Annotated in this window: 26 protein-coding genes; 9 read left to right on the top strand and 17 right to left on the bottom strand. The window is 61.5% G+C overall.

Translation table 11 applies throughout. The annotated features are described in order from the left end of the window. Window positions 1-4: 4 nt before the first annotated feature. The 5 genes from fliJ to fliF are packed head-to-tail and all read right to left on the bottom strand — an operon-like array spanning window position 5 to window position 5,334. On the bottom strand, window positions 5-466 hold the full coding sequence (gene fliJ / locus ACYVB7_RS03665) for a flagellar export protein FliJ (RefSeq protein WP_460505214.1): 462 nt from the start codon (window positions 464-466) through the stop codon (window positions 5-7). Window positions 467-490: 24 nt separating this feature from the next. Continuing rightward, complete coding sequence (fliI, locus tag ACYVB7_RS03670) at window positions 491-1,912, bottom strand: FliI/YscN family ATPase (protein WP_460505215.1); 1,422 nt, start codon at window positions 1,910-1,912, stop codon at window positions 491-493. After that, complete coding sequence (locus ACYVB7_RS03675; protein ID WP_460505216.1) at window positions 1,899-2,606, bottom strand: FliH/SctL family protein; 708 nt, start codon at window positions 2,604-2,606, stop codon at window positions 1,899-1,901. Before ACYVB7_RS03675 ends, fliI begins: the two co-directional genes overlap by 14 nt. Then, entirely contained in the window at window positions 2,590-3,585 is a 996-nt protein-coding gene (gene fliG, locus ACYVB7_RS03680; protein ID WP_460505217.1) for a flagellar motor switch protein FliG, read from the bottom strand. Before fliG ends, ACYVB7_RS03675 begins: the two co-directional genes overlap by 17 nt. Window positions 3,586-3,609: 24 nt before the next feature. Further along, window positions 3,610-5,334, bottom strand: a complete 1,725-nt coding sequence (gene fliF, locus ACYVB7_RS03685) for a flagellar basal-body MS-ring/collar protein FliF (RefSeq protein ID WP_460505218.1) — start codon at window positions 5,332-5,334, stop codon at window positions 3,610-3,612. Window positions 5,335-5,513: 179 nt separating this feature from the next. Here fliF and fliE point away from each other — a divergent pair, with 179 nt between their 5' ends. Further along, window positions 5,514-5,885 carry a flagellar hook-basal body complex protein FliE gene (gene fliE / locus ACYVB7_RS03690; RefSeq protein ID WP_460505219.1) on the top strand — a complete coding sequence of 124 codons (372 nt, stop codon included), beginning with the start codon at window positions 5,514-5,516 and terminating at the stop codon, window positions 5,883-5,885. Between the two features lie 92 nt (window positions 5,886-5,977). On the opposite strand, the gene ACYVB7_RS03695 is transcribed toward fliE, so the two are convergent. The 4 genes from ACYVB7_RS03695 to ACYVB7_RS03710 form a co-directional block, all read right to left on the bottom strand. Then, window positions 5,978-6,316, bottom strand: coding sequence for a flagellar protein FliT (locus ACYVB7_RS03695; RefSeq protein ID WP_460505220.1), 339 nt, complete (start codon window positions 6,314-6,316; stop codon window positions 5,978-5,980). Next, entirely contained in the window at window positions 6,309-6,734 is a 426-nt protein-coding gene (fliS, locus tag ACYVB7_RS03700) for a flagellar export chaperone FliS (RefSeq protein ID WP_460505221.1), read from the bottom strand. The genes ACYVB7_RS03695 and fliS overlap by 8 nt, the downstream gene beginning before the upstream one ends. Before the next feature lie 109 nt (window positions 6,735-6,843). Then, entirely contained in the window at window positions 6,844-8,217 is a 1,374-nt protein-coding gene (gene fliD / locus ACYVB7_RS03705) for a flagellar filament capping protein FliD (RefSeq protein ID WP_460505222.1), read from the bottom strand. A 182-nt stretch (window positions 8,218-8,399) separates the two neighbouring features. Next, window positions 8,400-9,908, bottom strand: coding sequence for a flagellin (locus tag ACYVB7_RS03710; RefSeq protein WP_460505223.1), 1,509 nt, complete (start codon window positions 9,906-9,908; stop codon window positions 8,400-8,402). A gap of 347 nt (window positions 9,909-10,255) precedes the next feature. On the opposite strand from ACYVB7_RS03710, the gene ACYVB7_RS03715 reads away from it, so the two are divergent. Together ACYVB7_RS03715 and ACYVB7_RS03720 are read left to right on the top strand one after the other, a co-directional pair. Further along, a complete protein-coding gene (locus ACYVB7_RS03715; RefSeq protein ID WP_460505224.1) occupies window positions 10,256-11,764 on the top strand; it encodes a flagellin in 1,509 nt (502 codons plus the stop codon). 139 nt (window positions 11,765-11,903) lie between these two features. Continuing rightward, window positions 11,904-14,027 carry an O-linked N-acetylglucosamine transferase, SPINDLY family protein gene (locus tag ACYVB7_RS03720; RefSeq protein WP_460505225.1) on the top strand — a complete coding sequence of 708 codons (2,124 nt, stop codon included), beginning with the start codon at window positions 11,904-11,906 and terminating at the stop codon, window positions 14,025-14,027. A gap of 43 nt (window positions 14,028-14,070) precedes the next feature. On the opposite strand, the gene ACYVB7_RS03725 is transcribed toward ACYVB7_RS03720, so the two are convergent. Genes ACYVB7_RS03725 through rfbF form a run of 8 tightly spaced genes read right to left on the bottom strand, consistent with a single transcriptional unit; the run spans window position 14,071 to window position 20,616 of the window. After that, window positions 14,071-14,850: a cephalosporin hydroxylase family protein gene (locus ACYVB7_RS03725; protein WP_460505226.1), complete on the bottom strand. Its 780-nt coding sequence runs from the start codon at window positions 14,848-14,850 to the stop codon at window positions 14,071-14,073. A 22-nt stretch (window positions 14,851-14,872) separates the two neighbouring features. Further along, window positions 14,873-15,643, bottom strand: a complete 771-nt coding sequence (locus ACYVB7_RS03730; RefSeq protein ID WP_460505227.1) for a class I SAM-dependent methyltransferase — start codon at window positions 15,641-15,643, stop codon at window positions 14,873-14,875. A gap of 22 nt (window positions 15,644-15,665) precedes the next feature. Then, window positions 15,666-16,520: an NAD-dependent epimerase/dehydratase family protein gene (locus tag ACYVB7_RS03735; protein ID WP_460505228.1), complete on the bottom strand. Its 855-nt coding sequence runs from the start codon at window positions 16,518-16,520 to the stop codon at window positions 15,666-15,668. After that, a complete protein-coding gene (locus ACYVB7_RS03740) occupies window positions 16,517-17,005 on the bottom strand; it encodes an acyltransferase (RefSeq protein WP_460505229.1) in 489 nt (162 codons plus the stop codon). Before ACYVB7_RS03740 ends, ACYVB7_RS03735 begins: the two co-directional genes overlap by 4 nt. Then, window positions 17,002-18,228 carry a methyltransferase domain-containing protein gene (locus tag ACYVB7_RS03745; RefSeq protein ID WP_460505230.1) on the bottom strand — a complete coding sequence of 409 codons (1,227 nt, stop codon included), beginning with the start codon at window positions 18,226-18,228 and terminating at the stop codon, window positions 17,002-17,004. The genes ACYVB7_RS03740 and ACYVB7_RS03745 overlap by 4 nt, the downstream gene beginning before the upstream one ends. Then, on the bottom strand, window positions 18,225-18,779 hold the full coding sequence (locus ACYVB7_RS03750; protein ID WP_460505231.1) for a dTDP-4-dehydrorhamnose 3,5-epimerase family protein: 555 nt from the start codon (window positions 18,777-18,779) through the stop codon (window positions 18,225-18,227). Before ACYVB7_RS03750 ends, ACYVB7_RS03745 begins: the two co-directional genes overlap by 4 nt. Further along, window positions 18,767-19,846, bottom strand: coding sequence for a CDP-glucose 4,6-dehydratase (rfbG, locus tag ACYVB7_RS03755; protein WP_460505232.1), 1,080 nt, complete (start codon window positions 19,844-19,846; stop codon window positions 18,767-18,769). The genes ACYVB7_RS03750 and rfbG overlap by 13 nt, the downstream gene beginning before the upstream one ends. Then, a complete protein-coding gene (gene rfbF / locus ACYVB7_RS03760; RefSeq protein WP_460505233.1) occupies window positions 19,846-20,616 on the bottom strand; it encodes a glycosyltransferase family protein in 771 nt (256 codons plus the stop codon). Before rfbF ends, rfbG begins: the two co-directional genes overlap by 1 nt. A gap of 251 nt (window positions 20,617-20,867) precedes the next feature. On the opposite strand from rfbF, the gene flhD reads away from it, so the two are divergent. The 6 genes from flhD (at window position 20,868) to ACYVB7_RS03790 (ending at window position 24,822) form a co-directional block, all read left to right on the top strand. Next, window positions 20,868-21,194 (top strand): flagellar transcriptional regulator FlhD, encoded by a 327-nt coding sequence (gene flhD / locus ACYVB7_RS03765; protein ID WP_460505234.1) that lies wholly within the window; start codon window positions 20,868-20,870, stop codon window positions 21,192-21,194. A gap of 14 nt (window positions 21,195-21,208) precedes the next feature. After that, a complete protein-coding gene (gene flhC, locus ACYVB7_RS03770) occupies window positions 21,209-21,748 on the top strand; it encodes a flagellar transcriptional regulator FlhC (protein ID WP_460505235.1) in 540 nt (179 codons plus the stop codon). A 152-nt stretch (window positions 21,749-21,900) separates the two neighbouring features. Then, a complete protein-coding gene (gene motA, locus ACYVB7_RS03775) occupies window positions 21,901-22,758 on the top strand; it encodes a flagellar motor stator protein MotA (RefSeq protein WP_460505236.1) in 858 nt (285 codons plus the stop codon). Between the two features lie 47 nt (window positions 22,759-22,805). Continuing rightward, a complete protein-coding gene (gene motB, locus ACYVB7_RS03780) occupies window positions 22,806-23,738 on the top strand; it encodes a flagellar motor protein MotB (protein ID WP_460505237.1) in 933 nt (310 codons plus the stop codon). Window positions 23,739-23,805: 67 nt separating this feature from the next. Further along, the gene (cheY, locus tag ACYVB7_RS03785) at window positions 23,806-24,192 is read left to right on the top strand and encodes a response regulator (protein WP_460505238.1); all 387 of its coding nucleotides are present in this window, start codon (window positions 23,806-23,808) and stop codon (window positions 24,190-24,192) included. Between the two features lie 72 nt (window positions 24,193-24,264). Next, window positions 24,265-24,822 carry a protein phosphatase CheZ gene (locus ACYVB7_RS03790; RefSeq protein ID WP_460505691.1) on the top strand — a complete coding sequence of 186 codons (558 nt, stop codon included), beginning with the start codon at window positions 24,265-24,267 and terminating at the stop codon, window positions 24,820-24,822. Window positions 24,823-24,843 lie beyond the last annotated feature (21 nt).

Consider the following 24,843-nt stretch of genomic DNA (forward strand, 5'->3'; position numbering starts at 1 on the left):
GGTTTCACTCCTGTTCGGCCAATCGGCGCTGGTGGGCCAGCATGGACATGGCCATTTCATCCACTTGCTTCTGTTCTCGCTTGCGGGCTGTGGCTTCCTGGGTTTGCAGGGCCCGCTCCACCACTTTTTTCAGGGTTGCCAGCTCCCGTTCGGCTTGCTGAAGATTGCCTTGTGCAGAGGCCACGGTGGCTTGCTTCTGGCGGATCACCTGGTGTTGAAAATCGATGGCTTCCTGCAGCTTTTGTGAGAAGGCCCGCTGGTGTTGAACCAACACGCCACTCACCCCTTGCGCACTCCGTGCCTGCCACTTGTTTTGACCCTCTTCGGTGTAGTCCACCAATTGGGTCAACTGGGCTTTGGCGTGTTCCAGGGCCTGCAGCGCAGCCGCCAACTGGTTCCCGGCGTGATCGCGTCGCCGGGTGGCCAGGTCAACCACCAGTTGCATGCTTTTGAGGTTCACGGCCATGGTGAGCTCCCGTCAATCGAGGACTCAGCCGCGTCCCGGTGCAGGCTCAGCCAGCAGCTGCTGAAGTTGGGACATGCATTGCCCCAAGGGTGCTGCTTCCAGCATGTCCTGAGTGAGGAATTTCTGCATGCCAGGATGGAGCTGGATGGCTCGGTCGGTTTCGGGGTCACTGCCTTGTACATACACCCCAAGTTGTATCAAGTCGCGGGTCTTTTGATAGCGGGAATAGAGGGCTTTGAACCGCCTAGACATTTCCCAATGCTGCGGCCCCACCACGTTGTGCATGACCCGAGACGCTGATTGCTCGACGTCAATGGCCGGGTAGTGCCCCGACTCGGCCAGTGTCCGTGACAGCACGATGTGGCCGTCAAGGATGGCCCGGGCTGCGTCGGCAATGGGGTCTTGCTGGTCGTCCCCCTCGGAGAGCACGGTGTAGAACGCCGTGATGGAGCCCACGCCATTGAGCCCATTGCCACTGCGCTCCACCAAGCCCGGAAGCTTGGCGAAGCACGACGGCGGGTAACCCTTGGTGGCCGGCGGTTCTCCAATGGCCAATGCAATTTCGCGTTGGGCCATGGCATAGCGGGTGAGTGAGTCCATCAGCAGCAGCACATGCTGGCCTCGATCCCGGAAATGCTCGGCCACGGCCGTGGCATAGGTGGCACCTTGCATGCGCACCAGGGGGGGGGCATCGGCAGGGGCGGCCACCACCACAGAGCGCTGCCTGCCCTCTGCACCCAGGATGTCTTCGATGAACTCCTTCACCTCGCGGCCCCGCTCGCCAATGAGACCCACCACGATCACGTCGGCCTGGGTGTAGCGCGCCATCATGCCCAGCAGCACACTCTTGCCCACGCCCGAACCGGCAAACAGGCCCAGCCGCTGACCTCGGCCCACGGTCAACAGGCTGTTGATGCAGCGCACCCCAGTGTCCAGGGTGGTGCGGATGGGCTCGCGCTCCATGGCGTTCAGTGGAACCCGCTCCAAGGCCTCCATGTCGACCCGCGTCAGTTCACCCTGGTTGTCCAGGGGGGTGCCGTGTGCGTCCACCACCCGACCCAGCAAACCGTCGCCAAACGGGAGCCGAAGCACCCCTTTTTCGTGCGGATTGATGGGGCGACCTGGCTGCCCCAGTCTGGGTTTGGGCCGATAGGGGGGGACTGGGGTGATGATGGCGCCAGGTGTCAGTCCATGCACGTCACCTGCTGGCATCAAATAGGCCTTGTTCCCGGAAAATCCCACAATTTCGGCCAAAACGGTGTCGCCTTGTCCTGCGTCGATCAGGCATTGACTTCCCACGGGGGCACGGAGTCCAGAGGCTTCCAGTACCAAGCCTGCCAGGCGTGTGAGTTGGCCGCGCGCCTCCAGGGGGGCGGGCAACTGGGTTCTCGCCTTGGCTTCAGCAAGAAATGTCTGCCAGTGATCTCCCAACTCAGCGGTCTTCATGATCGGGCTCCCAGGGGGTGGACTGCCCCAGATTGGCAATCGTCCGCAGCCAGCGCTTTTCAAGGGTGGCATCAATGCCGCTGCCAGGGGCTTGCATCAGGCAGCCTCCGGGCGTGATGCTGGGATCGGGGACCAGGGTGGGGCGTTCGGCAGGGGGGGCAGCATCCCAGACCGACTCGATGGAGGCCAGGTCATCGGGGTGCAGCCGAATGGACACCGGTTTGGCGTCGCCAGTCAGCTGTCCCAACGCTTCTTGCACCACAGGCACCAGCGACGTGCTGTCGGTCGAGAGTTCCTGGCGCAGCACCTGCCGGGCCAGTTCACAGGCCATCTCCAGCACCGACTGGGCCATGGCTTCGTGGGTGTTGGAGATTTGCTGGTCCAGCGTTGTCAAGAGCGAATCGAATCGCTGCAACCAGTCGGCTTTGGCCTCTGCCAAGGGTGATTCCAGGTTGGCCCGGGTTTCTGCGACGCCCGCGGCATGTCCTTCCGCGTACCCCTGTTCGAGGCCTTGAGCACGCGCGGCCTCAACCATGGCCTCAATCTCCTCCGGCGTGGGTCCTTGAGGTTCGAGGGCCTTCACCTCATCGGGGTGAGGGGTGCCATCCACATTGGCAAAGCGCCATGTGGAGACCGCATCGATTTCCTCGCTGGGGATGAAGCGTGAGTACGCCGACTTAGACGAATGCGTCATCTCCGCCTCCGCCGACCACGATCTGACCTTCGTCGGTCAGACGCCGGACAATCTTGAGGATTTCCTTCTGTTGGGCTTCCACTTCGGACAGACGCACGGGACCGCGGGATTCCAGGTCCTCCCGCATGCTTTCTGCGGCACGCGAAGACATGTTGGAGAGGATTTTTTCGCGCAGCTCCTGAGACGAACCTTTGAGCGAAATGACCAGGGTTTCGGAGGCCACTTCCTTGAGCACCATCTGAATGGACTTGTCGTCGAGCTTGAGCAAGTCTTCGAAGGTGAACATCTTGTCCATGATCTTCTGGGCCAGATCGGGATCGTGCTCGCGGATGGACTCGATGACGCCGGTTTCGACCGCACTGCCCATGAGGTTGATGATTTCGGCTGCCGTCTTGACGCCGCCGAGGGAGGTTTTGCGAATCTTGTCACCACCCGCCAGCACCTTGTAGAGCACTTCGTTGAGGTCTTTCAGTGCCATGGGCTGAATGCCTTCCAGCGTGGCAATGCGCAGCATCACCTCGTTGCGCATGCGCTCGGTGAAGTTCTTCAGAATGCCTGCGGTCTGGTCGAAGTCCAGGTGCACCAGGATGGCTGCCAGAATCTGCGGGTGCTCGTTGCGCAGCAGTTCGGCCACGGACAGCGGGTCCATCCACTTCAGGCTTTCAATGCCGGAGACGTCACCGCCTTGCAAGATCCGGTCGATCAGCAGCGAGGCCTTGTCGTCCCCCAAGGCACGCTTGAGCACCGAGCGAACGTAGTTGTCGGTGTCGGTCACCAGCAGGCTTTGGGACTTGGCCTCGCCGGTGAACTTTTCGATGACCTCTTCCACTTTCTCGTGGGTGATGCCTCGGGTGCGGGCGATGGTCTCGCCCAACTTTTGCACTTCTTTGGGTGACAGGTGTTTGAAGACTTCGGCAGCCTCTTCCTCGCCCAGGGACATCAGGAATATGGCTGCGTTTTGAACGCCATCGTCTTCCACGTTACACCTCTTGTGTCATGTTGTTCAGGCAGGGGCTTCGCCGTTGACCCAGGTCTTGACGATGTTGGCCACGGCCACCGGATTTTCGCGGGCCAGGCGTCGGGCATCTTCCAGTCGCAACTGATGCTCGGACGGCGGCTGTTCGCCGACATTTTCAGGGCCAGCGAGACCCGGCAGCAGTTCGGCCCGTTCTTGGCCACCGCCGCCCACCACAGTTTCGAGTTGCTGCACATTGGCCAGCGCCTTCTCCGGCGGGGCCGGTGGGGCGGTGATGGCCTTCATGCTCGGCCGCACCAATCCTAGCAGGACGACGATGCCCAGAACAACCGCGCCAATGGGCCATGCCAGGGAGCGCGCCAGTTCAATGGTGTCGGGTTGCTTCCAGATGGGGATGTCTGCCACTTCGGATTTCTCGACCGTGAAGGGAGCGTTCATCAGGTTGACGGAGTCGCCGCGATCCTTGTTGAACCCGATGGCTTCGCGGACCAGTGCGGTCATTTGTTCGATCTGCTCCGGTGGCAAGGCTTGGGCCGTTTCTTTGCCGGTCTTGGGGTCCATCACCATGCGGTGGTTGATGACCACGGCTGCGGTCAGGCGGCGCACCGAGCCCGTGGCACCCTTGATCACACGCACCGTTTTGTCCACTTCGTAGTTGACCACCGATTCGCGGCGGGTGTTTGAGGCACTGTTGCTGGCGCTGGTTCCGTTGGGGCCGGTCACTCCCGGGGTGACCGCTTGACCGTTGATGGGCGCTGCGGACGCACCGGGTGGAATGTTGCTGGTGGCCCCGGGCACGCCTGCGGCCGTGCCATTGCGGTCGGATGAGTCCTCCACCGATTGCTGGCTGCGGATGGCCATGGGTGCCCCATTTTGGTTGGCTCCGTGCTGTTCGGAGGTTTGTTCCGACTGCGAAAAATCCACATCGGCCGTCACCTGGGCTCGCACGTTGTTGCGTCCGAGCAGCGGCTCCAGGATGTCCACCACACGCTTGGTGTAGCTTTCTTCCAGTTTTTGCACGTATTGAAGTTGTTGTGTGTCCGCGCCCAAGGGCTGACCGTCAGGCGGGTTGGACAGCAGGTTGCCCGCGTCGTCCACCACGCTGACCGACTTGGTGGTCATTTCCGGCACACTGGATGCCACCAAGTGGACGATGCCTGCCACCTGCGCTTTGTCCAGCGTGCGGCCAGGATGCAGGGTGACCAACACCGAGGCCGAGGGTTTTTGCTGTTCGCGATAGAAGCCGTTCTGGTTGGGCAGCGCCAGGTGGATGCGTGCCGACTGCACCGCCCCAATCGACTGAATGGATCGTGTCAGCTCACCTTCCAGCCCCCGCTGAAAGGTCAGTCGCTCCTGGAACTGCGTCATGCCAAAGCGGTTGGCTTCCAGCATTTCAAAACCACCCACCGACCCTTTGGGCAGGCCTTGTTGAGCCAGGCGCAAGCGGGTGTCGTGCACGCGATCAGCGGGCACCATGATGGCGCCGCCACCCTCGGTGTATTTGTAGGGCACGTTCATGGTGGCCAACTGGGCCACGATCGCGCCGCCGTCTTTGTCGTTGAGGTTGGCGAACAGCACCCGCCAATCGGGTTGCCGACCCATGAAGACGGCCCCGATCACGATGGCCAGCAATGCAACGACACCCGCCAAGGCGCGCAGCTTCTGACCATTGCTCATGCGAGCAAACCCCTCAGCCAACGCATTGCGGGGGGGCGCGGGCTGGACATCAATTTCGGCGACAGCGGTGCTCATGATGGAAACGGTGTTTGTGAACATTGCAGGGGCAACACCCCCGAATGCCTGCATTGTCTGCACCACCTCAGGCCACTAAAGCGCGAAAAGCCGGGTTTTTGTGCGCTTCATTGAATTCAAGCTGGAGGGGCATGCGCCGTACGATTCCAGCCCGATCTCCGTTTGGCAGGACCCCCAACATGAACCGCATCCAATCACTGCAAAGCCAGGCGCTGGCACAGTTGGCCGCGCAACGCCTGCTCAACCCCGGCATTGCCTCTGCCGCGCCCAATGCCAAGGTGTTGGCCACCAGTCAGGCCCAGGCTGCGACGGCGGCCGGAAAAACCGAGGCGACGTTCTCCACGGCTTTCAAGAATGCGCTGACGGCTGTCAGCACTGCGCAGAACAAGGCTTCAGAGTTGCAAAACCAAGTGCAGGTAGGCGCTCCTGGGGCCAGCCTGGAAGAAACCATGGTGGCCATGCAGAAGGCGCAAGTTGGCTTTCAGACCGCACTGACGGTGCGTAACCGCATGGTTCAGGCCTATTCCGACATCATGAACATGCAGGTTTAATGAATAAAAAACCTGTCTAGCGCTTTATTTGTATAGGGTTGTTGCTATGAAAAAAGGGGCTTTCGCCCCTTTTTTCATGGTGTCATCAGGCTTCAATGAAGCTGATGGGAGTGTGTGCCACCCAGCATGTGGTCGATGTCGGCCAACCAGGGTTCGGCCAGTTGTCGGATCTCGGCATCGTGCCGGAGGATGCTCAGCATGATCCGTTGTTTCTCGGCGCGGGCTTCGGTGGGCAGGTCTTGTTTGCGGGATTCGGAGCGCAATTGTTCAATCAGCACGGCGCACACGCCTTCCAGGCGAACCACGGCATCCCAATCTTCCATTTGTGCAGCCTCCAGCATTTGGCGGCTGGCACCTTCAATGGCTTTGTAATAGTCGATCAGTCCCAGTTGCTGCGCGGCAGTCGCCACTTGGTTTCGGTCGTCAAGCATGACCCATCTCCTGTGCGTTGGCCGTCGCCGTGTTCATGTTTTTCCAGCCGTCAGACACAACACCCAGGAGTTTGCTCACTTCTTCCAGGGCAGCAACGTCGTTGTGCACATTGGCCTGAGTCAACTGCAAAACGCAGTAGTCGTAAATCTTGTCCAAGTTGGCTGCCAACTCACCACCTTCGGACAGATTGAGGTTGCTCTTGAGGCCTTCTTCAATAATTCGCACGGCCTTGATGATGCTTTCGCACTTGGCTTTGATGTCTCCGCGCTCCAGGGCGTGACGCGCAGCGCCGATGCTGACAATCGCGCCTTCGAACAACATTTCAACCAAGCGGTGAGGATTGGCGACCGAGACGTCAGACTCGACGCTTTGGCGGCGATAGGCGTTGACCGACCGGGTGCTGATGGGGGTGAACACAGTTGAACTCCTTTGTTCTCTGTATTCTTTATCGGCATTTGTCATGTCAAATCAAGCCCGCAATGCAAAAGAAAAAACGGTTTGAGTGCATCTCCCATCCGTGGATGGGTCACGCCTTGTTCCATTTGGTCACTTGTTGGCTCACATAGTTGTTCAGTGCATTCATGTTGGACATTTGGGTGTCCAGTGCGTTGTAGCGGCGGTTGAGGGCCGCAGTGACACGCGCAATTTTGTCATTGACGCGAGCCTGCTCCTTGGTGTTTGAATCCAGTGAGCGTTTGAACGACGCATCCTTGTTGCTGAAAAATCCGTCGGTTGCCAACAGGCCATCGGCAAACTTCTTGAATTTCAGCGCAAACCCATTGGTTGCTGTGTTGTGGTTGTCGGTGGTGAATAGCTTTTTCACTTCGGTGCCGTTGTCCAGCGCTGCCGACAGTTTGGTCTTGTCAACCACCAAATTGCCGCCCAGTTCTGCACTGATGCCCACGTCGGCCAGTCTGGCGTATGCAGAGCCGGTGGAGGACGATTGAAGCATTCCCCGGAGGGCGCTTTGCAGGCTCACGGCGGTACTGTCGCCTTGCAGTAATCCCGCTTGTTTGGTGCCCGCGTCGTACTTGGTCAACTCTTGAAGCATGGCGTTCAAGTCGTTGTAGGCTTTCACAAAACTGTCAACGGCGCCGGTAATGGCCCCGCGGTTGGCGCTCACGGTGATGTCGGCGGCCGTGGTCATCACCTCTTTGGCCGTGAGCGTCACCCCGGACACCACGTTGCTGAACGTGTTGGTGGACGATGTAACGGAAATGCTGCCATTGACGGTGGCTGTGGCGTCTTGCGCGGCCACGGTGGATGCGCTGTTGACCAGGCGCGACAGTCCGGCGGCATCGGTGTGGTTGCCATCGTTGTCGGTCACGCTGACGGTGAATCCATTGGCCACGCCCGTCGTTTTGGAGCGCAGCAAAAGTCGCTCGCCACTGGCGTCGTTCAGCACGGCTGCGGTGACGCCCGCCCCCGAGCCATTGATTTTGCTGGCGATATCGGAAACAGAATCGGTGCCCAACACGGCCACATCCACCGGTGTGGCCGCGCCGGTCATGGTGATGTGCAGCGTTCCCGCGCCCAAGGGTGTTCCCGCAGGCAGGGGGAGGGCGGCGGATGCATAACTTTGGGCTTTGGCCAGTCCGGTCACCTGGAAGGTGAATGCATTGGAGGACGTTCCTCCCACCGCCGACGCGGTGACCGCAGCGGTGTTGGAGGATGTGGCTGACACCGAATTCCAAGTGGTCAGGCTGTTGAGCGTGCCTGTTGCTGTGGACAGCGCGGAAACGAGCGATTTGATTTGTCCAAAAGCCGAAATCTTGGTGTTGATGACCGCTTTGTCGGTTTGCAGTTTTGTCAGTGGTCTCTGCTCAAGGGCCACCAATTGCGACACGATGGACTTGACATCCAGCCCGCTGCCGATGCCTTGTGACGTGATGGTGGCCATAGCAAACTCCTTGGTTGCGTCAACAGGAACGCAATGTGCATTATGGTTGTGGGCCGGGCTGATGGTGCTTCAAATTAGCCCTGAACCCATGCCTGTTTTTCCTCAGAAATGGCAAAAAGCGGCAGCAGGTTAACCTGCTGCCGCTCACTCCTTGTGGACGATGACGTCCAGAGGTGCAGTGTTTACCGCAGCAGGGCCAGCACACCTTGCGGCAGCTGGTTGGCCTGGGCCACCATGGCCGTGCCTGCTTGCTGCAGGATTTGGGCGCGGCTCAGGTTGGCGGTTTCCGAGGCGAAGTCGGCGTCTTGAATCCGGCTGCGGGCTGCAGACATGTTCTCAGCAGACACCTGCAAGTTGGCTACAGTGGTTTCGAAGCGTGACTGCAAAGCGCCCAGCTTGGCGCGTTCACCGCTGATGAACTTCAAGGCCGAATCCACCGTCTTGAGGGCGTCGGTGGCCTTGGTGAAGGTCGTGATGTCCAACTCGGACACCTTCTTCAAGGAAGAGCCGGTGGTGGCGCCTGCGGTGCCCAGGGCGGTGGTGGTGGTGCTCACCACGCTGAAGGACTTTTCAGAGTCCAGCGTCAGGTAGCCGGAAGACACGATGTACGCAGCAGAAGCGGCGGTCGCCCCGGCAATGGCGCGGGACGTGCCGGCGGTGCTGAGCGCACCGTTGGTGTCTGCCGTCATCTTCTGGACGTTGACCGTGCCACCGTTGGCCGTGGTGGCTGCCTTGCCCACCACGATGTTGTTGCCGGAGGTGTTGGTCAGGATGATGCCCGAGTTGGATGAATTCAACTCGGCCGTGATGCCGGTCTTGGACGACTTGTCGTTGATCGCCTGGACGGCGGCCGACAACGCGTCTGCGCCCGTGGTGGCGGTCAGGGAGAAGCTGACCGATTCAGCGGTGGAGTTGTCGGCCAGCAGCTCGATGCTGTACCCGCCCGTTGCAGTGAAGTCCAGCTGCACATTGGTGCGAGCCGAGGCCGTCACGCCGGTGTTGGTGGTTTCCAGGTTGATCTTGTCGGCCGTGGCCTTGGACGTCTCGTCGATGGACACGGAGATGTTCTTGGAGCCCAAGGAGCCTGCCACGGCCAGTGTACCGGCCACCACACCGTTGGTGGTGGGGGCGGCTGCGGCAGCAGCCTGTGCATCGGCGCCCGTGCCTGTGGCCTGGTTGTTGCCATACACGTTGGTGCGCATGTTGGCCGTGGTGGCCACAATGGTCTGGTTGGCGTTGGCACCCACTTGGTACTTGGCGGTGCCGAAGGTGCCGTCCAGAATCTTCTGGCCGTTGAATTCGGTGGACTGGGAGATGCGGTCCAGTTCACCCACCAACTGAGAAACTTCTTGGTTCAGGGCTTGACGGTCACTGGCGCTGTTGGTGGCGTTGGCCGACTGAACCGCCAGTTCGCGAACCCGTTGCAGGATGTCGCCAGCGGCCTTCATGGCGCCTTCAGCCGTTTGAGCCAACGAAATGCCGTCGTTGGCATTGCGAACGGCTTGGTTCAAGCCGCGGATTTGCCCCGTGAAACGCTCGGAAATGGCCAAGCCGGCAGCGTCATCCTTGGCGCTGTTGATGCGCAGGCCGGAAGACAAGCGGGTGATGGATGTGCTGAGCGCATTCTGGCTGACGCCGAGTTGGCGCTGTGCCGTGAGCGAGTTGATGTTGCTGTTGATGGTTGCAGCCATGATGCTTCTCCTGATGAACCAGTAAACACGGCGTTGCCGCCGCCCACGACTTTATGAACCAGTTGCCACATGGGGCGAGGTGCTCGTCCACAGCGGGTGTAAAGAGTCGTTGATGTCTGTATCGGCCGCCGGGGCTGGCAACTTGAGGGGCTTTTGGAGGTTTTGTTTGCGATCTTGGCGGTTGTGGTGGCGGAGAGTTTGGATTTGGCGGGTTTTTGGGGTGTTGATCCGGGGATTGGAAATTTCTGTCCTTTCCACAATTGACCTACCGCTTCCTGAGTCCTTGCCATGCAGTGTCAGGCTGGTTTGAATGCAGTTGGAGGCGCCAACCTTGTAGGAGTTACATCATGGCTGCAACCATCAACACCAATGTCAGTTCACTGACGGCTCAGCGCAACATGGGCATCAGTCAGTCGTCTTTGTCCACGTCCATCCAGCGGCTGTCGTCGGGCTTGCGCATCAACAGCGCCAAGGACGATGCCGCAGGCCTGGCCATCACCGAGCGGTTTTCCGCGCAAATCCGGGGCTTGAACCAAGCCGCCCGCAATGCCAACGACGGCATTTCGTTGGCGCAGGTGACGGAAGGGGCCATGGGGTCGGCCACCAACATCCTCCAGCGCATCCGCGAATTGGCGGTTCAGTCGGCCAACGCCACCAACAGTGCCGGTGACCGTCAAGCCCTGAACCAAGAAGTTTCTCAGTTGGTGGGTGAACTGGATCGCCTTGCTCAATCCACCGAATTCAACGGCCAGAAGATCCTGGACGGCACCTTCGGCACCGCCAAGTACCAAGTGGGTGCCAACGCCAACCAGACCATTGTGGCTTCGACGGCCAACATGCGCACCAACGTGTACGGCAACAACCAGGCCACGGGCACGGGTGCCGATGCACAGGCCGCAGCCGCAGCCGCCCCCACCACCAACGGTGTGGTGGCCGGTACGCTGGCCGTGGCGGGTGCGCTGGGCTCACAAAACATTTCCGTGGCCATTGACGAGACGTCCAAGGCCACGGCCGACAAGATCAATGCGCAAACGGTTGCCACGGGGGTGAAAGCCACGGCTCGCACCAATGTGCAGTTGGACTTCACCGCAACAGGGGGCTACAGCCTGGAGTTGCTGGGTGACAACTCTGCGGCCGAGGCGGTGAGTTTCTCTCTCTCCGCCACGTCGGGTGCAGACGCGCTGTCGGCCGCCGTTCAGGCGATCAACGACAAGTCGTCCAAGACCGGCATCACCGCCGAGATGAATTCGACCAACTCGGGCATCATCCTGACCAACACCTCCGGCAACAACATCGTGGTGGGCAAGGCAGCCACCACGGCCAACGGCGGCACGGTCAACGTCCAGAAGATGACGGCCGACACCAGTGGCACGCTCAGCACCACCGGCACATCCCGCGCCATTGCCGGGGCGACCGCCGCTTCGGCTGCGTACATCGTGTCTTCCGGCTACCTGACGCTGGACTCTGAAAAGTCCTTCAGTGTGGTGAGCACCACCACCACCGCCCTGGGCACCGCAGGCGCCACCACCGGATCGGCCTTGAAGAAGGTGTCGGAGCTGGACATCACGACCTTCACCAAGGCGACCGATGCCCTCAAGACGGTGGACTCGGCTTTGCAGTTCATCAGCGGTGAACGTGCCAAGCTGGGCGCTTTGCAGTCTCGCTTTGAGGCGGCCATCAGCAGCGTGAACATTTCGTCTGAGAACATGTCTGCAGCCCGCAGCCGGATTCAAGACGCTGACTTTGCGATGGAAACGGCCAACCTCAGCCGTGCGCAAATCCTGCAACAAGCGGGCACGGCCATGGTGGCCCAGGCCAACCAGCTGCCGCAAAGTGTGTTGAAGCTGTTGGGCTGAGTTCGATCAGCAGCAAAAACCTGGGACGGGGTGAGGTTGTTGCTTTCCCTGGGAGGCTATGCTCGCAGCTCGTTCTGCGGCGAAGGTTCTCTTCATGAAAAATGCAATGTCATCCTCTGAAGTTCTGTTGAAAAATTTGATGGCCCAACAGAACTGGCCTCAGTTGGTGCAAGCGTGTCGGAAAACCTTGCGCAAAGCGCCGCGAGACCTCTGGGCGCACCGGTTCTTGGGTTTTGCGCTGTTCAAGCTGCACAGGGCTGAAGAATGTGTCAAGGCCTTCGAGGACGCGGCCAAAGCCGTTCCCCTCGACATGGAGCTGGCCCTCAACCATGGCAACACCCTCATGGAGCTGGGGCAGTACCAGCGGGCATTGCCCAAGCTTGAAGCCGTGGTGCAAAAACGGCCTGACCGCTATGTCACCTGGATGGCCTTGTCCAAGTGTCTGTACCAGGTTCAGGAGCCGCGCCGTGGCCTGACCTGTGCGGAACGCATGCTGGCGTTGGCCCAAACCAACGAGGAGCGCGCCACGGCGGTGTCCCACCGGGGTCTGCATCGACGTGAACTGGGCGAGGTGGCCGAGGCCGTGGCCGACTGCAACACCGCCATCGAGTTGTTTCCCCCCGATGTGGCCAGCTATGTCAACAGGCAGCTGTTCATGCTGGCCGACCCGCGATTCACCGCGGTGGACATTCACAAGGCGGCCACCGAGTTCGCGCACCAGTTTGAAGACCCCATCCGCGGCCAATGGCCCACCCACAGTGCAGCAGGGCGCGGGCCGTGGGATCGCCTGAAGGTGGGGTTTCTGTCGCCTGACTTCCGCGTTCACTCGGTGATGTACTTTGTGGAAGGCCTGCTGGCGCAATTGGACCGCCGCCAATTTGAGGTTCATGCCCTGTACCTGCACCCGGTCATCGACGCGGTGACCGAACGGGTGCGCAAACATGTGGATGTGTTCACCCACTTGGGGTTTGAGACGCCCGAGGAAAAGGCCCGTCTGATTCGCGAGGGCCAGTTCGACATCCTCATTGACCTGGCGGGCCACACCGGCGGCAACGGCTTGCTGCTGATGGCGCAAAAGCTGGCGCCGGTGCAGGTGTCCTGGTTGGGCTACCCGGCCACCACCGGGCTGACGGCGGTCGATTACAAGTTCACCGACCAGGTGACCGATCCGCCGGGGGCCGACGCCGAGTATTCGGAGCGTCTGTACCGGATGAACACCCTGTTCTGTTGTTATCGCCCCCACAGCCGCAACCCGTTGTGGCGATACCAACCGGCTTATCTGGTGCAGCCCACGCCAGCCTTGAGTCGGGGCTATGTCACCTTCGGGAGCTGCAACAACTTGGGCAAACTCACCGACGACGTGCTGGCGCTGTGGGGTGAGTTGTTGCACGGCAATGCCAACTACCGCTTGTTGATTGAGGGCAAAAACCTCGACAACCCCGAGTTTGCCGCCGAGTTTGAGCAACGTTGTGGCCGACTGGGCATCCCGTTGGACCGGTTGACGCTGGTGGGCCTGGACAACCGAAACCAGTACCTGACCTACCACGACATCGACATTGCGCTGGACCCCTTCCCCCTCACCGGGGGGACCACCACCTTCGACTTGCTGTGGATGGGGGTGCCCCTGGTGTCCATGGAGGGGCGAGATTTCAAAAGTCGGTTGAGCACCGGGATGTTGCGGTATCTGGGGCAAACAGGGTGGTTGGCTGACACGCCCCAACAGTACCTGGCCATTGCACACCAGCTGGCCGCTGATGTGGACCAGCTCAATGCCATTCGCCAGGGACTTCGGCAGCACGTCGAAGCCTCATGCCTGATGGATGAAGACCGCTTTGTGCAGGAGTTTGGGCTGGGCCTGCGCACGGCGTGGCAGCGCTGGTTGGCTGCACAAGCGGCCCCGGGCGACGAAGCCGCGCAAGCGCAGCACGTCCAGCAATGGCAGGCCAACGTGCCCGATGCCTTGGCCGGGGCACCCGTCAAGGCCGTTGGCATGGGCGATGGCCAACGGGTGGATCGGCCAGACATTTACGCTCAGCTCCAGCACCTGCTGGACGTGGCCAAGCAGGCCGGGACGGGGTCTGTGGATGGAGCCGGGTTCAGGCCCGAGTGGGTGGCCGTGACCCAGTTGGCCGAAACCGTGTTGTGTGCCATTCCTCACGATCCGCTGGCATTGGCGTGTCTGGCGGAGGTTGAGCACGCTCACGGGCACACCGATTTTGCCGTGACCTACTTGCGTTACGCGCAGCAGGCCATGCAAGGCTGAACCGCCGTTGACGGCCCAAGGGGCGGTCAACGGCAGGGGTGAGTCACCGACGTCGCAAGAAACCCTGAGGTGCCACGGTCACCATCAGCTTGTGCTCCATGTCGGCATCAATCTCAAAGGCGGTGTTGGACTTCAGAAAGGTCTGCACCGCGGTTTGGGGGTTGTTGCCCACATCCCAGGGGCGGTCGGCAAAAAAGCCCGGCGGCATGTCTTGCACAAACGTGTCAAACACCACGCAGTAACTGCCTGAGCTGACCAGTGGCGCATAGGCGGCCAACTCCGCCAACACATGGTCGTGGGTGTGCATGGAGTCCAGGCACACCATCACCCGCTCAAAACCTTGGGCCGCTTCTTTCACCTGGGCCACCGTGGCCGGATCGATGGAGGAACCCTGGATCATGTGGATGCGGCTGGCCATGGGGTGCGCTTCAATCGCGGCGCGGTTGTGGGCCCGAATGTCGATGTCCACCCCGATCACCTTGCGCTTGGAGCGGGCGGGGTCCAAGGTGGTTTGCGCTTGAATGGCATCACTCATGTCCAGCAAGGCCAGCAGCGATGCCGACAGCACCAACGAGCCACCGTGGGCGATGCCGGTTTCAATGATCAGGTCGGGGCGAACCCGCCAGACCAGTTCCTGCATGGCCACCATGTCTTGCGGGTATTGGATGATGGGGCGGCCCATCCAGTCGAAGTTGTACACGTACTGGCGCTGCATGGACGCCTGCAACCAATCGCGGGACAGCGCTTGGAATCCTGCATCTTGTCCGTAAGCGGAAATGCGTTGTTGTTGCTCTTGGCGAAATTGTTCAATGGGGTTGCTCATGGGATGTCGTCTGAGAGGGAAATCAGGATTGCTTGATGACCATGCCTTGGCCGGTGGGTAACTCCATCACGAAGTAACCACGGGCTGCGAACCAGGGGTCTTCGGCGAGTTTTTGTGCACGATACGCCAGCCAGCCATAGTCGTCCAACACCAGGACCGCGCCCGGGACCATGCGCTCGAACAGCACATCCAGGGCCCCAATTTCGGCCTCGGCATTGTTCAAATCGAGGTGCATGAAAGCGATTTTTTCCGGGGCCACCTCAGCCAGCACCTCGGGCACTTTGCCTTGGGTGACCACGACGTTGGGTGCGTCCGAGAAGCGTGCTTTGACCGACTCGTACAACTGCTGACCGTGCTCTGGCATGGCATGGTGAGCCATGGCAGGATCGTGGTCGAACAGGTCGTAGAGAAAGTAACGTCGATGGAGTGAGCTGAAGTTCAGGGCATCACATACGATTCGGGCGGTGGTCCCTTTGTAACAGGCGATTTCCACAAAGTCACCTTCCAGCTTCAACCCGTTCCGTGCACCCCACAGGACCACCGACTGCCGCCAAAGGATGCCTTGCTCCACGGTGGAGGTGCTGTGCTTGGCGACCGCTTCCATGAGCGGGCGGTCCTCCAGGAAACTCAGGTTTCGGTGGTACGTGAACAGGTTGTCCCCGGCGTAGATGCCCGCTGGCGGGTTGATTTGGTTGATCGCCTGTTGCATGCCCTGGAGAAACTCGGGCTGATCGGCGGCGCCAAAAAACACCGCGGTCACATGGTTGGGGGCTGTTGGGGTTTGATCGGGCATGGCAGCATCCTGGAGCACAAGCTCACAGTGGGCGTTGAGGCGTTGTCAGCGCCGAAGAGGGGGGGTGTGGGATGAACCGTTCCACCGGCCACGCGGCCTTGAATCCGAATTCACGTTGGATTCGCTGCACATCAATGGGCGCAAAGGCTTGCAACGGGCAATGGTCCGCCGTCTCCCAGGTGGCTCCGGTGGCGTTGCAGATGGCCTCCAGCCATTGGCGGTGAGTGGTTTGCCTGCCGCTGGCCAGGTTGTAGGTGGGGTGCTGTCCGCGGTGGGCAATTTGCGGCAGCAGGTCCACCACGTCGTCAATGTGGACATAGTCTTTGGCCGAGTCCGGGTGGCTGCGCAGCACCACGTGGCCGCGACGGGCATCGGCCAGCAGGCTGTAGACAAAGCTGTCGGGGTTGCCATGTTCGCCCCCCACCACATTGGACAGCCGCACCACCTTGCAGTGCCGTCCTGAGTGCAGGGCCAGGCTTTCGCCCATCAGCTTGGACAGTTTGTACAGGTCGTCGGCGTCCTGGGGTCGCACCACCAGGGCCTGGTCTTCCTGGGTGCCTGCAGCGCCCAGGTAGACCCGCGTGCTCGACAGGTACACCAGTTGGTCGAAATGGGCGTGTTGGAGCAGCTGGCGCAAAAAGCCGACATGGGCATCGACCGTTTCAAACGGGCGGGAGCGGAAGTCGGCGGTCAGGCCCACGCAGAAATACACCACCCCCAGCGGCCTTTCAAACACAGCCGGGTCGTCGCGCTGGGGGACCCAGGGGTCCAGGCCCGAATGGCGCAGGCCCTGGACCAGGTGCTGACCGATGTAGCCTCGCCCACCCAGCACCGTCACAGGTCCCTGCGGGTGGGGGTTGTGGGATGGGTGCGTCACTGTCGCCATCCTTTGAGTTCCAAGGGGTTGCCCGCCTGGATGGAGTAGGCCGCCACCTCGCCCCTGACCAGAGAGCCCGCGCCGATGACGCAGCCCCGGCGCAGCACGGCACCGTCCAGAATGACGCAGTTGGCGCCAATCCACACGTCGTCCTCGATCACGATGCCGCCTTTGCTGGGCCTGAACCCTTGGCTGCGGATGGGCACGTCCCGACGCGAAAACTCGTGGTTGACGGGCGCAAACGTGCAATTGGCCGCCACCGCCACCCCGTGGCCCATGACGATTCCATTGCCGGTGTAAAGCACACAGCCTGAGTTGATGACGCAGTCCTCTCCCACCACCAGGTCGCCAGAGCCGCCCGCGGGTTTGATCTTCACGAAACTGTCGATGACGCTGCGTGCGCCGATGACAATGCGGCTGCCTCGCACCGAGTCTTCAATGTCAGCCCGTTCGGAAATGCGGGCGGTGGGGTGGCAGTCGATCATGTGATGCTCAACTGGGGCACCGCCGTCACAAACCGCCCACCCCATTCCCGCACGGGGGCGAGCTGGGCCATCACCTCGTCTTGGAGGTTCCAGGGCAGGATGAGGACGAAGTCGGGCTTTTGGGTCAGCAGGTGCTCGGGCGACAGGATGGGGATGCGGCTGCCCGGCAGGTACTGCCCTTGTTTGGCGGGGTTTTTGTCCACCACGTAGGGCAGCAGGTCGGGGCGCACGCCGGCAAAGTTGAGCAAGGTGTTGCCTTTGGCCGCGGCACCATACCCCGCCACGGTTTGCCCTTTTTCAGCGCAAGACAGCAAAAATGAGATCAGCTCACGCTTGATTTGTATGACCTGCTGCTGCAAATGGGCATAAAAATGGGTTTGGGTGACGCCTGCGGTGTGTTCTTCGTCCAGCAGCGCTTGCACGTGCGGGCTGGCGGCGTGAAGGCCGGTGTCGGCGCGTTGGGCCAGCACCCGCAGGCTGCCACCGTGGGTGCGCAGCGGCTCCACGTCGAACACCGTCAGGCCATTGGCGGCAAACAGGGTTTGAACCGCGGTGAGCGACAGGTAGGAGTAGTGCTCGTGGTAGACGGTGTCGAACTGGCGGTGGCGCACCAGCTGCAGCAGGTGGGGGAACTCGAAAGAGGCCACGCCTTGCGGCTTGAGCAGGCGGGCAAAGCCCCCCACAAAGTCGTTGATGTCGGGCACGTGGGCCAGCACGTTGTTGGCCACCATCAGGTCGGCTTGCCGTCCTTGAGCGGTCAGCTCGTCGGCCAGGGCCACGCCAAAAAACCGTTCCACCACCTCGATGCCCTTGGCGCGGGCGGCGGCTGCGGTGCTGGCCGTGGGCTCGATGCCGTAACACGCCATGCCTGCGGCCTTGACGTATTGCAGCAGGTAGCCGTCGTTGGAGGCCACTTCCACCACGCAGTGGGCGGGGGTCAGGCCAAAGCGCTGGGTCAGGGTCTGGACGGTGGCCTGGGCGTGGGCCAGCCAGGTGCTGGAGTAGGAGCTGAAGTAAGCATAGTCGGCGTCGAACAACTCGTCGGCACGGGCGAAGTCTTGGGTTTGCACCAGCCAGCAATGGGTGCACACCAGCAGGCGCAGCGGGTACCAGCGCTCGGGGGCCATCAGGCGTGCCGGGCTGAGGTAGGCGTTGGAGGCGGGGGCGCTGCCCAGGTCCAGGAACTCCAGGCTCAGGTCAGATTGGCAGTGGCGGCATTTCATGGCGTGGGGGCGGTGTCGGTCAACAGGGGGTGGGACTGGTCGCGTGCGGACAGTTCCACCACAGGCAAGGGCCAGGGAATGGCCAGGCGAGGGTCTTGCGGGTGCAGGCCCGCTTCGGCCTCGGGGGCGTGGGGGTGGGAGTGGCAGTAGACCAGTTCGGCGTCGTCGCTCAGGGCCTGAAACCCGTGGGCAAAGCCCGGGGGGATGAGCAGGGCGCGGCCATTGGCGGCGGACAAGCGGGCGGCGTGCCAGTGCAGGTGGGTGGGGGACTCGGGGCGCACGTCCACGGCCACGTCCCACACCTCGCCACGGATGCAGGTGACCAGCTTCATTTCGGCATGGGGTGGGCGTTGCCAGTGCATGCCGCGCACGGTGCCCATGCGGGCGGTGTGCGTGTGGTTGATTTGGGCTATGGGGGTGTGCCAGCCCGCGTCGGCCAGTTCATGGGCACAAAACAGCCGTGCAAAGAAGCCGCGGCTGTCGCCCAGCGGGTGGCGTTGGACCTCGAACAGTCCCGCCAGCGGGGTGGGGTGCAGGCTCAGGCGGCGCATGGTGCGGTGGCGGAGGCCTCGTAGGCGTCAATGTCTTGCAGGCACAGCTGGCGGGCATCGGCCCCGTTGTGGTGGGCCCGGTACCACTGCACGGTGCGGGTGAGGGCCTGGGCCAGCGGCCAGCGGGGCTGCACGTTCAGCAGCGCGCGGGTGTGTGCGGTCTCCAGCGCGAGGGTGGGTGCCTCGTGGGGGTTGTGCTCATTGTTTTCGTAGCTGACCACGCTTTCAGGATAAGCGCTGGAAAGGCTTTTGATGATGAATTCCACCGTGGCCGCTTCGTGGCTGTGGGGGCCAAAGTTGTGGGCCGCGGCGTGTTGGGGCTGGGTCCACAGGTGTTGGGCCAGCACCAGGTAGCCCGCCAGCGGCTCCAGCACATGCTGCCAGGGGCGCGTGGCATGCGGGTTGCGGATGTGCACGGGGTGCCCGGCTTGCCAGGCGCGGATGGCGTCGGGGATCAGCCGGTCCGCCGCCCAGTCGCCACCGCCGATGACGTTGCCGGCCCGGGCGCTGGCCACGGCCACGCCCTGGGCGGCCAGCCAGGCGTCGCGGTAGCTGGCAATCACCAGTTCACTGGCGGCCTTGCTGGCGCTGTAGGGGTCGTGACCGCCCAAGGGGTCGTCTTCGCGGAAGGGGTAGGGCTGGGCGAGGTTGCGGTACACCTTGTCGGTGGTCACCATCACCGCCACCTTCACGGTGTTCAGCCCCCGCAGGGCGTCCAGCACATGGGCGGTGCCCATGACGTTGGTGGCGTAGGTGGCCAGCGGGTCGGCGTAACTGGCGCGCACCAGGGGTTGCGCGGCGAGGTGAAACACCAACTCGGGGGCCATGGCCCGCACCCGTTGAGCCACTTGGGCGGCATCGCGGATGTCCACCAGGTGGTGGTCCACATCGGCTTGCACGCGGGCGGCTTCAAACAGGTTGGGCTGGGTGGGCGGTGTCAGGGCCAGTCCATGGACCTCAGCACCCAGGCGTTGCAGCCACAGCACCAGCCACGAGCCCTTGAAGCCCGTGTGCCCGGTGACCAACACGCGCTTGCCGCGCCAGAACTCGGTGTTGGGCAGGGACATCACCAGACCTTCCACGGGGCTTTGCCTGAGTTCCACAGGTCTTCCAACAGGTTTTTCTCCCGGAGGGTGTCCATGGGTTGCCAAAAGCCGGTGTGTTCATAGGCCATCAGTTCCCCTTGGGCGGCCAGTTGGCCCAGGGGTGTGCTTTCCCAGGGGGTTTGGTCTCCGTCGATCAGGCTCAGGCAGCGGGGGGACAGCACAAAGTAGCCACCGTTGATCAGGCCACCGTCACCCGGGGGTTTTTCGGTGAAGCCTTGCACCGCTTGACCGGACATGGACAGCGCGCCATAACGTCCCGGGGGCTGCACGGCGGTGACCGTGGCCATCTTGCCGTGTTGGCGATGGAAGTCGATCAGCTTGCCGATGTGGACGTCGGATACCCCGTCGCCGTAGGTGAAGCAGAAGGCGTCTTCATCCTGCAGATAGCTGGCCACGCGTTTGAGTCGTCCGCCGGTGAGGGTGTCTTCGCCCGTGTCCACCAGGGTCACACGCCAGGGCTCGGCGTGGCGCTGGTGCACTTCCATGCGGTTGGTGGCCATGTCGAAGGTGACGTCGGACATGTGCAGGAAGTAGTTGGCAAAGTACTCCTTGATGACGTAACCCTTGTAGCCACAGCAGATGATGAAGTCATTCACGCCGTGGGCCGAATAGGTTTTGAGGATGTGCCACAACACGGGGCGCCCACCAATCTCCACCATGGGCTTGGGGCGTGTGTGGGTTTCTTCCGAGATGCGGGTGCCCAGGCCCCCTGCCAAAATCACTGCTTTCATGGTCCAACCCTCAATGCATTGGTTGCGTCCAGTGTGACTTTACTGCTTCCCATCCAGGGGCTTTTGGGGTCGGGCCCCATGTGCGTGTCAGGTTTTCACTGACAAGGGATGTCGGGGGAGCTGACAGCACGAACAGCCAAACGCTGATTCAAGAAAAGTAGGTGGGTTTTCACAATCCACTTCAACGAATCACCGCTTTGTCCGGCGTGTTAGCCAAGGCCCAGCGACCAACCCCTGAAGGAGTGAGCACCATGAACAACGAACAGATGCTGGCCGAGATCCGCGAAGCCAACCTGACCTACCTCATGCTGGCTCAAAGCCTCATCCGTCAGGACAAGGCCGAGGCCCAGTTCCGCCTGGGTCTGACCGAAGAGGCCGCCGAGCTGCTGGGTTCGCTGTCTCCCGCCCAGATCATGAAGGTCGCTTCGGGCAACATGCTGCTGTGCCGCTTCCGCGTCGAGGACGATCTGGTGTGGGACCTGCTGACCAACCACAAGCCCGGCAAGGTGGCCAATGAAGCCACCTCCCGTCTGCATGCCAGCATTCTGATGGCTGGCCGCGTGACCGAAACGATGTAAAGCAGGAGAAAACCATGGCTGTTGTCAAAAGCATCGTCAACGAGTCGCGCGACATCGAGCGCGCCATTGCCCTCATCCACCTGGGTGCACGCCTGCAGGTGCTGGAGAGCGAAACCAGCCTGTCGTACGAGCGGTTGCTGCGTCTGTACAAGGAAGTGGCTGGCAAGTCGCCGTCCAAGGGTCAACTGCCGTTCTCGACCGACTGGTTCCTGACCTGGCAACCCAACATCCACGCCAGCCTGTTTGCCAACATCCACGAGTACCTGTCCAAGGCAGCGGAGCTGGACGACATCGACGTGGTCATCAAGGCCTACCGGCTCTACACCGAGCAGATGACGGCCTGCGGGATCGAGCCGCTGCTGACGTTCACGCGGGCATGGCGCCTGGTGAAGTTCATGGACAACCACATGCTGGGCATGACCCAATGCAGCTGCTGCGGGGGCAAGTTCGTGACCGAGCCTTACGAGATCAGCCGCAACTTCGTGTGCGGGCTGTGCGAGCCCCCGGCACGGGCGGGCAAGGGCAGCGCTGCGGGCAGCCTCAAGTTGCAGTGAGGGCGGCTCGTTACGGGCTGAAAGCGCCGAAATGCCCTGGGGCGGCATGCTTTATTGCGAGCTCAGGGGTGTACCCCTATCCCTTATCATGCGCTGAACCTCCTGGCATGTTGCCCAAACGGGGAGGTGGCTCTCCTGAACGGAACTGAACCATGTTTGTATTCGTGGGCTGGGGCGTGGTCATTGCCTGCGTCTTCGGCGTTTTCATTGCTCACGGCGGCAACATCAAGGTGGTGCTGACGGCGCTGCCGTTTGAGCTGATCACCATTGGCGGTGCCACGCTGGGGGCGTTCTTGGCCGCCAACAAGATGACCGTGGTCAAGGCCACGCTGGCAGGCTTGGGCAAGTGCTTCAAAGGCAGCAAGTACACCAAAGATCGGTACATGGAGCTGCTCGCGCTGATGTACGACATCCTCCAAAAGGCCCGCAAAGAAGGCTTGATGGCCATTGAAAAGGATGTGGAAGACCCGCATTCGTCTCCGCTGTTCCAGAAGTACCCCAATGTCGGCACCGATCACCATGTGACCGAGTTCATCACCGACTACCTGCGGCTGATGGTGTCCGGCAACCTGAACGCCCACGAAATCGAGTCCATCATGGACACCGAGATCGAAACCCACCACCACGAGGCCCATGCGGCGGTGCAGTCCATTGCCCGCGTTGCGGGGGGCTTGCCCGCATTCGGTATCGTGGCCGCGGTGTTGGGGGTGGTGAACACCATGGGCTCGGTGGGGCAGCCGCCCGCGGTGCTGGGCGGGATGATCGGTTCCGCCCTGGTGGGAACCTTTCTGGGTATTTTGCTGGCGTATGCGTTTGCAGAGCCCTTGGGCTTCTTGCTGGAGCAAAAGGAAGACGAGGCAGCCAAAGAGTTGCAATGCATCAAAACCACCTTGCTGGCCAGCATGCAGGGTTACGCGCCCATGACCGCGATCGAGTTTGGTCGCAAAGTGCTGTATTCCACCGATCGCCCCACCTTTACAGAGCTGGAAGCTCATGTGAAGAAAAAGTGAGCGGTACATCCAGTTTGAACAAGCGGTAGAGCCCATTTTCATTCATCATGGCAGGTGACGCCAAGCGGCTGCAGCCGATCATCATCAAGCGCATCAAGAAGGGCGGCCATGCCGCTCACGGGGGTGCGTGGAAGATCGCGTACGCCGACTTCGTGACGGCCATGATGGCCTTCTTCCTGTTGATGTGGCTGCTGGGCTCCACCACAGAGGGTGACAAGAAGGGCATTGCCGACTACTTTGCCAGCCCTTTGAAGGTGGCGCTGATGGGCGGGCCGGGCTCGGGTGGCTCCAACAGCATTCTGGTGGGCGGGGGGCGGGACCTCAGTGCGTCCGATGGGCAGGTGGACGGTGGGGATGCCCAACGCACCGAAAAGCTCCGGGGGGCCCAGACGGCCCAGAACGCGTTTCGAAAGGAAGAGTCGGAGCGGCTGGAGAAACTGCGCGACAAGATCGTCAACGTCATCGTCAACAACCCCAAACTGCTGGAGTTTGCCGATCAAATCCGCATCGAGTCGTCACCCGATGGCTTGCACATCCAGATCGTGGATGCCCAGAACCGCCCCATGTTTGACAGCGGTGGCGCGGTGGTCAAGCCCTACATGCGCGAACTCATCCGTGCCGTGGGTACCGTGCTGGCCGATGTGGAAAACCGCATTTCACTGGCCGGGCACACCGACTCGGCCCCGTTTGGCGGCGGGCTTGGGGGGTACAGCAACTGGGAGTTGTCGGCTGAACGAGCCAATGCCGTGCGGCGCGAGCTCTACAGCGTGGGCGTTCCCAACGAAAAAATCGTGCGGGTGGAGGGGTTGGCCTACAGCCAGCCGCTGGAACCCGACAAGCCCGAGGCAGCGATCAACCGACGCATCAGCATTGTGGTGATGACCAAGGAGGCCGAGGAACGCGCCATGCGCACCTATCGAGCCGGAAGTTTCGACCCTGGCGTGTCGTCCGGGCAAAATGTGCCCGCAGCAACGCCTTGAGCCCGGTGAATCCGCGGTATAAACAACACAGGCGCTTTGCGCAGCCCTTTAGCAGACGGAATTTCCCATGGCGAACGACCTTCGTTTTTTGATTGTTGATGACTTTTCCACCATGCGCCGCATCGTGAGGGGGTTGCTCAAGGAAATCGGCTATCAGGATGCCGATGAAGCCGAAGACGGTGCCGTGGCGCTGAACAAGCTGCGCAATGGTCGCTTCGATTTCGTGGTGAGCGACATCAACATGCCCAACATGAACGGGTTCCAGTTGCTCAAGGAAATCAAGACCGATGACAAGCTCAAGCACATTCCGGTGCTGATGGTCACCGCCGAAGCCCGCAAGGAAGACATTGTGTTGGCGGCCCAGAGTGGTGCCGCTGGTTACATCGTGAAGCCTTTCACCAAGGCCACCCTGGAAGAGAAGCTGGTCAACATCATCAAAAAGCTGGGTCTGTGACCCTCGGAGCACACCATGGAGCCACAGGACGTGACAGCCGGGGGTGGGCAAACCGAGGACCGCTCTTCGGAGATGTTCAATCGGTTGGGGCACATCACCCGCCAACTGCATGACGCTCTCCAAGAGTTGGGCTTTGCCGACAAGCTCAAAGACACGGTCGGAGAGCTCCCCGACGCCAAAAGCCGCCTCAATTACATTGCCAAATTGACGGGCGAGGCGGCGGAAAAGGTCCTCAACAGCGTGGATGCGGCCAAGGCCAAGCAAGACGAAATTGTTCAAGTCAGCCGCTTGCTGGAATCGCTGTTTCCGGCCAAGCCTGCTTTGGCCGATCAACTGCGCAAGCTGCGTGAGGCCGGTGAGCAAACCGACCAGCACCTGACCGACATCATGATGGCGCAGGACTTTCATGATCTGACCGGCCAGGTGATCGCCCGCGTGGTCAAGTTGGCGGCCAACATCGAAGACCAGCTTTTGCAGTTGTTGGTGGATGTGGCGCCTCCAGCCCCCACCGCCGCCCGCAAGCCTGACCACGATGATTTGGCGGGGCCTGTGGTCAACCCTGAATCGCGCACAGATGTGGCCACCAACCAGCAGGATGTGGACGACCTGCTGGCGAGCCTGGGTTTCTGACCCTGCTCAACGCTTGTCAAA

The organism is Hydrogenophaga soli (assembly GCF_054777695.1).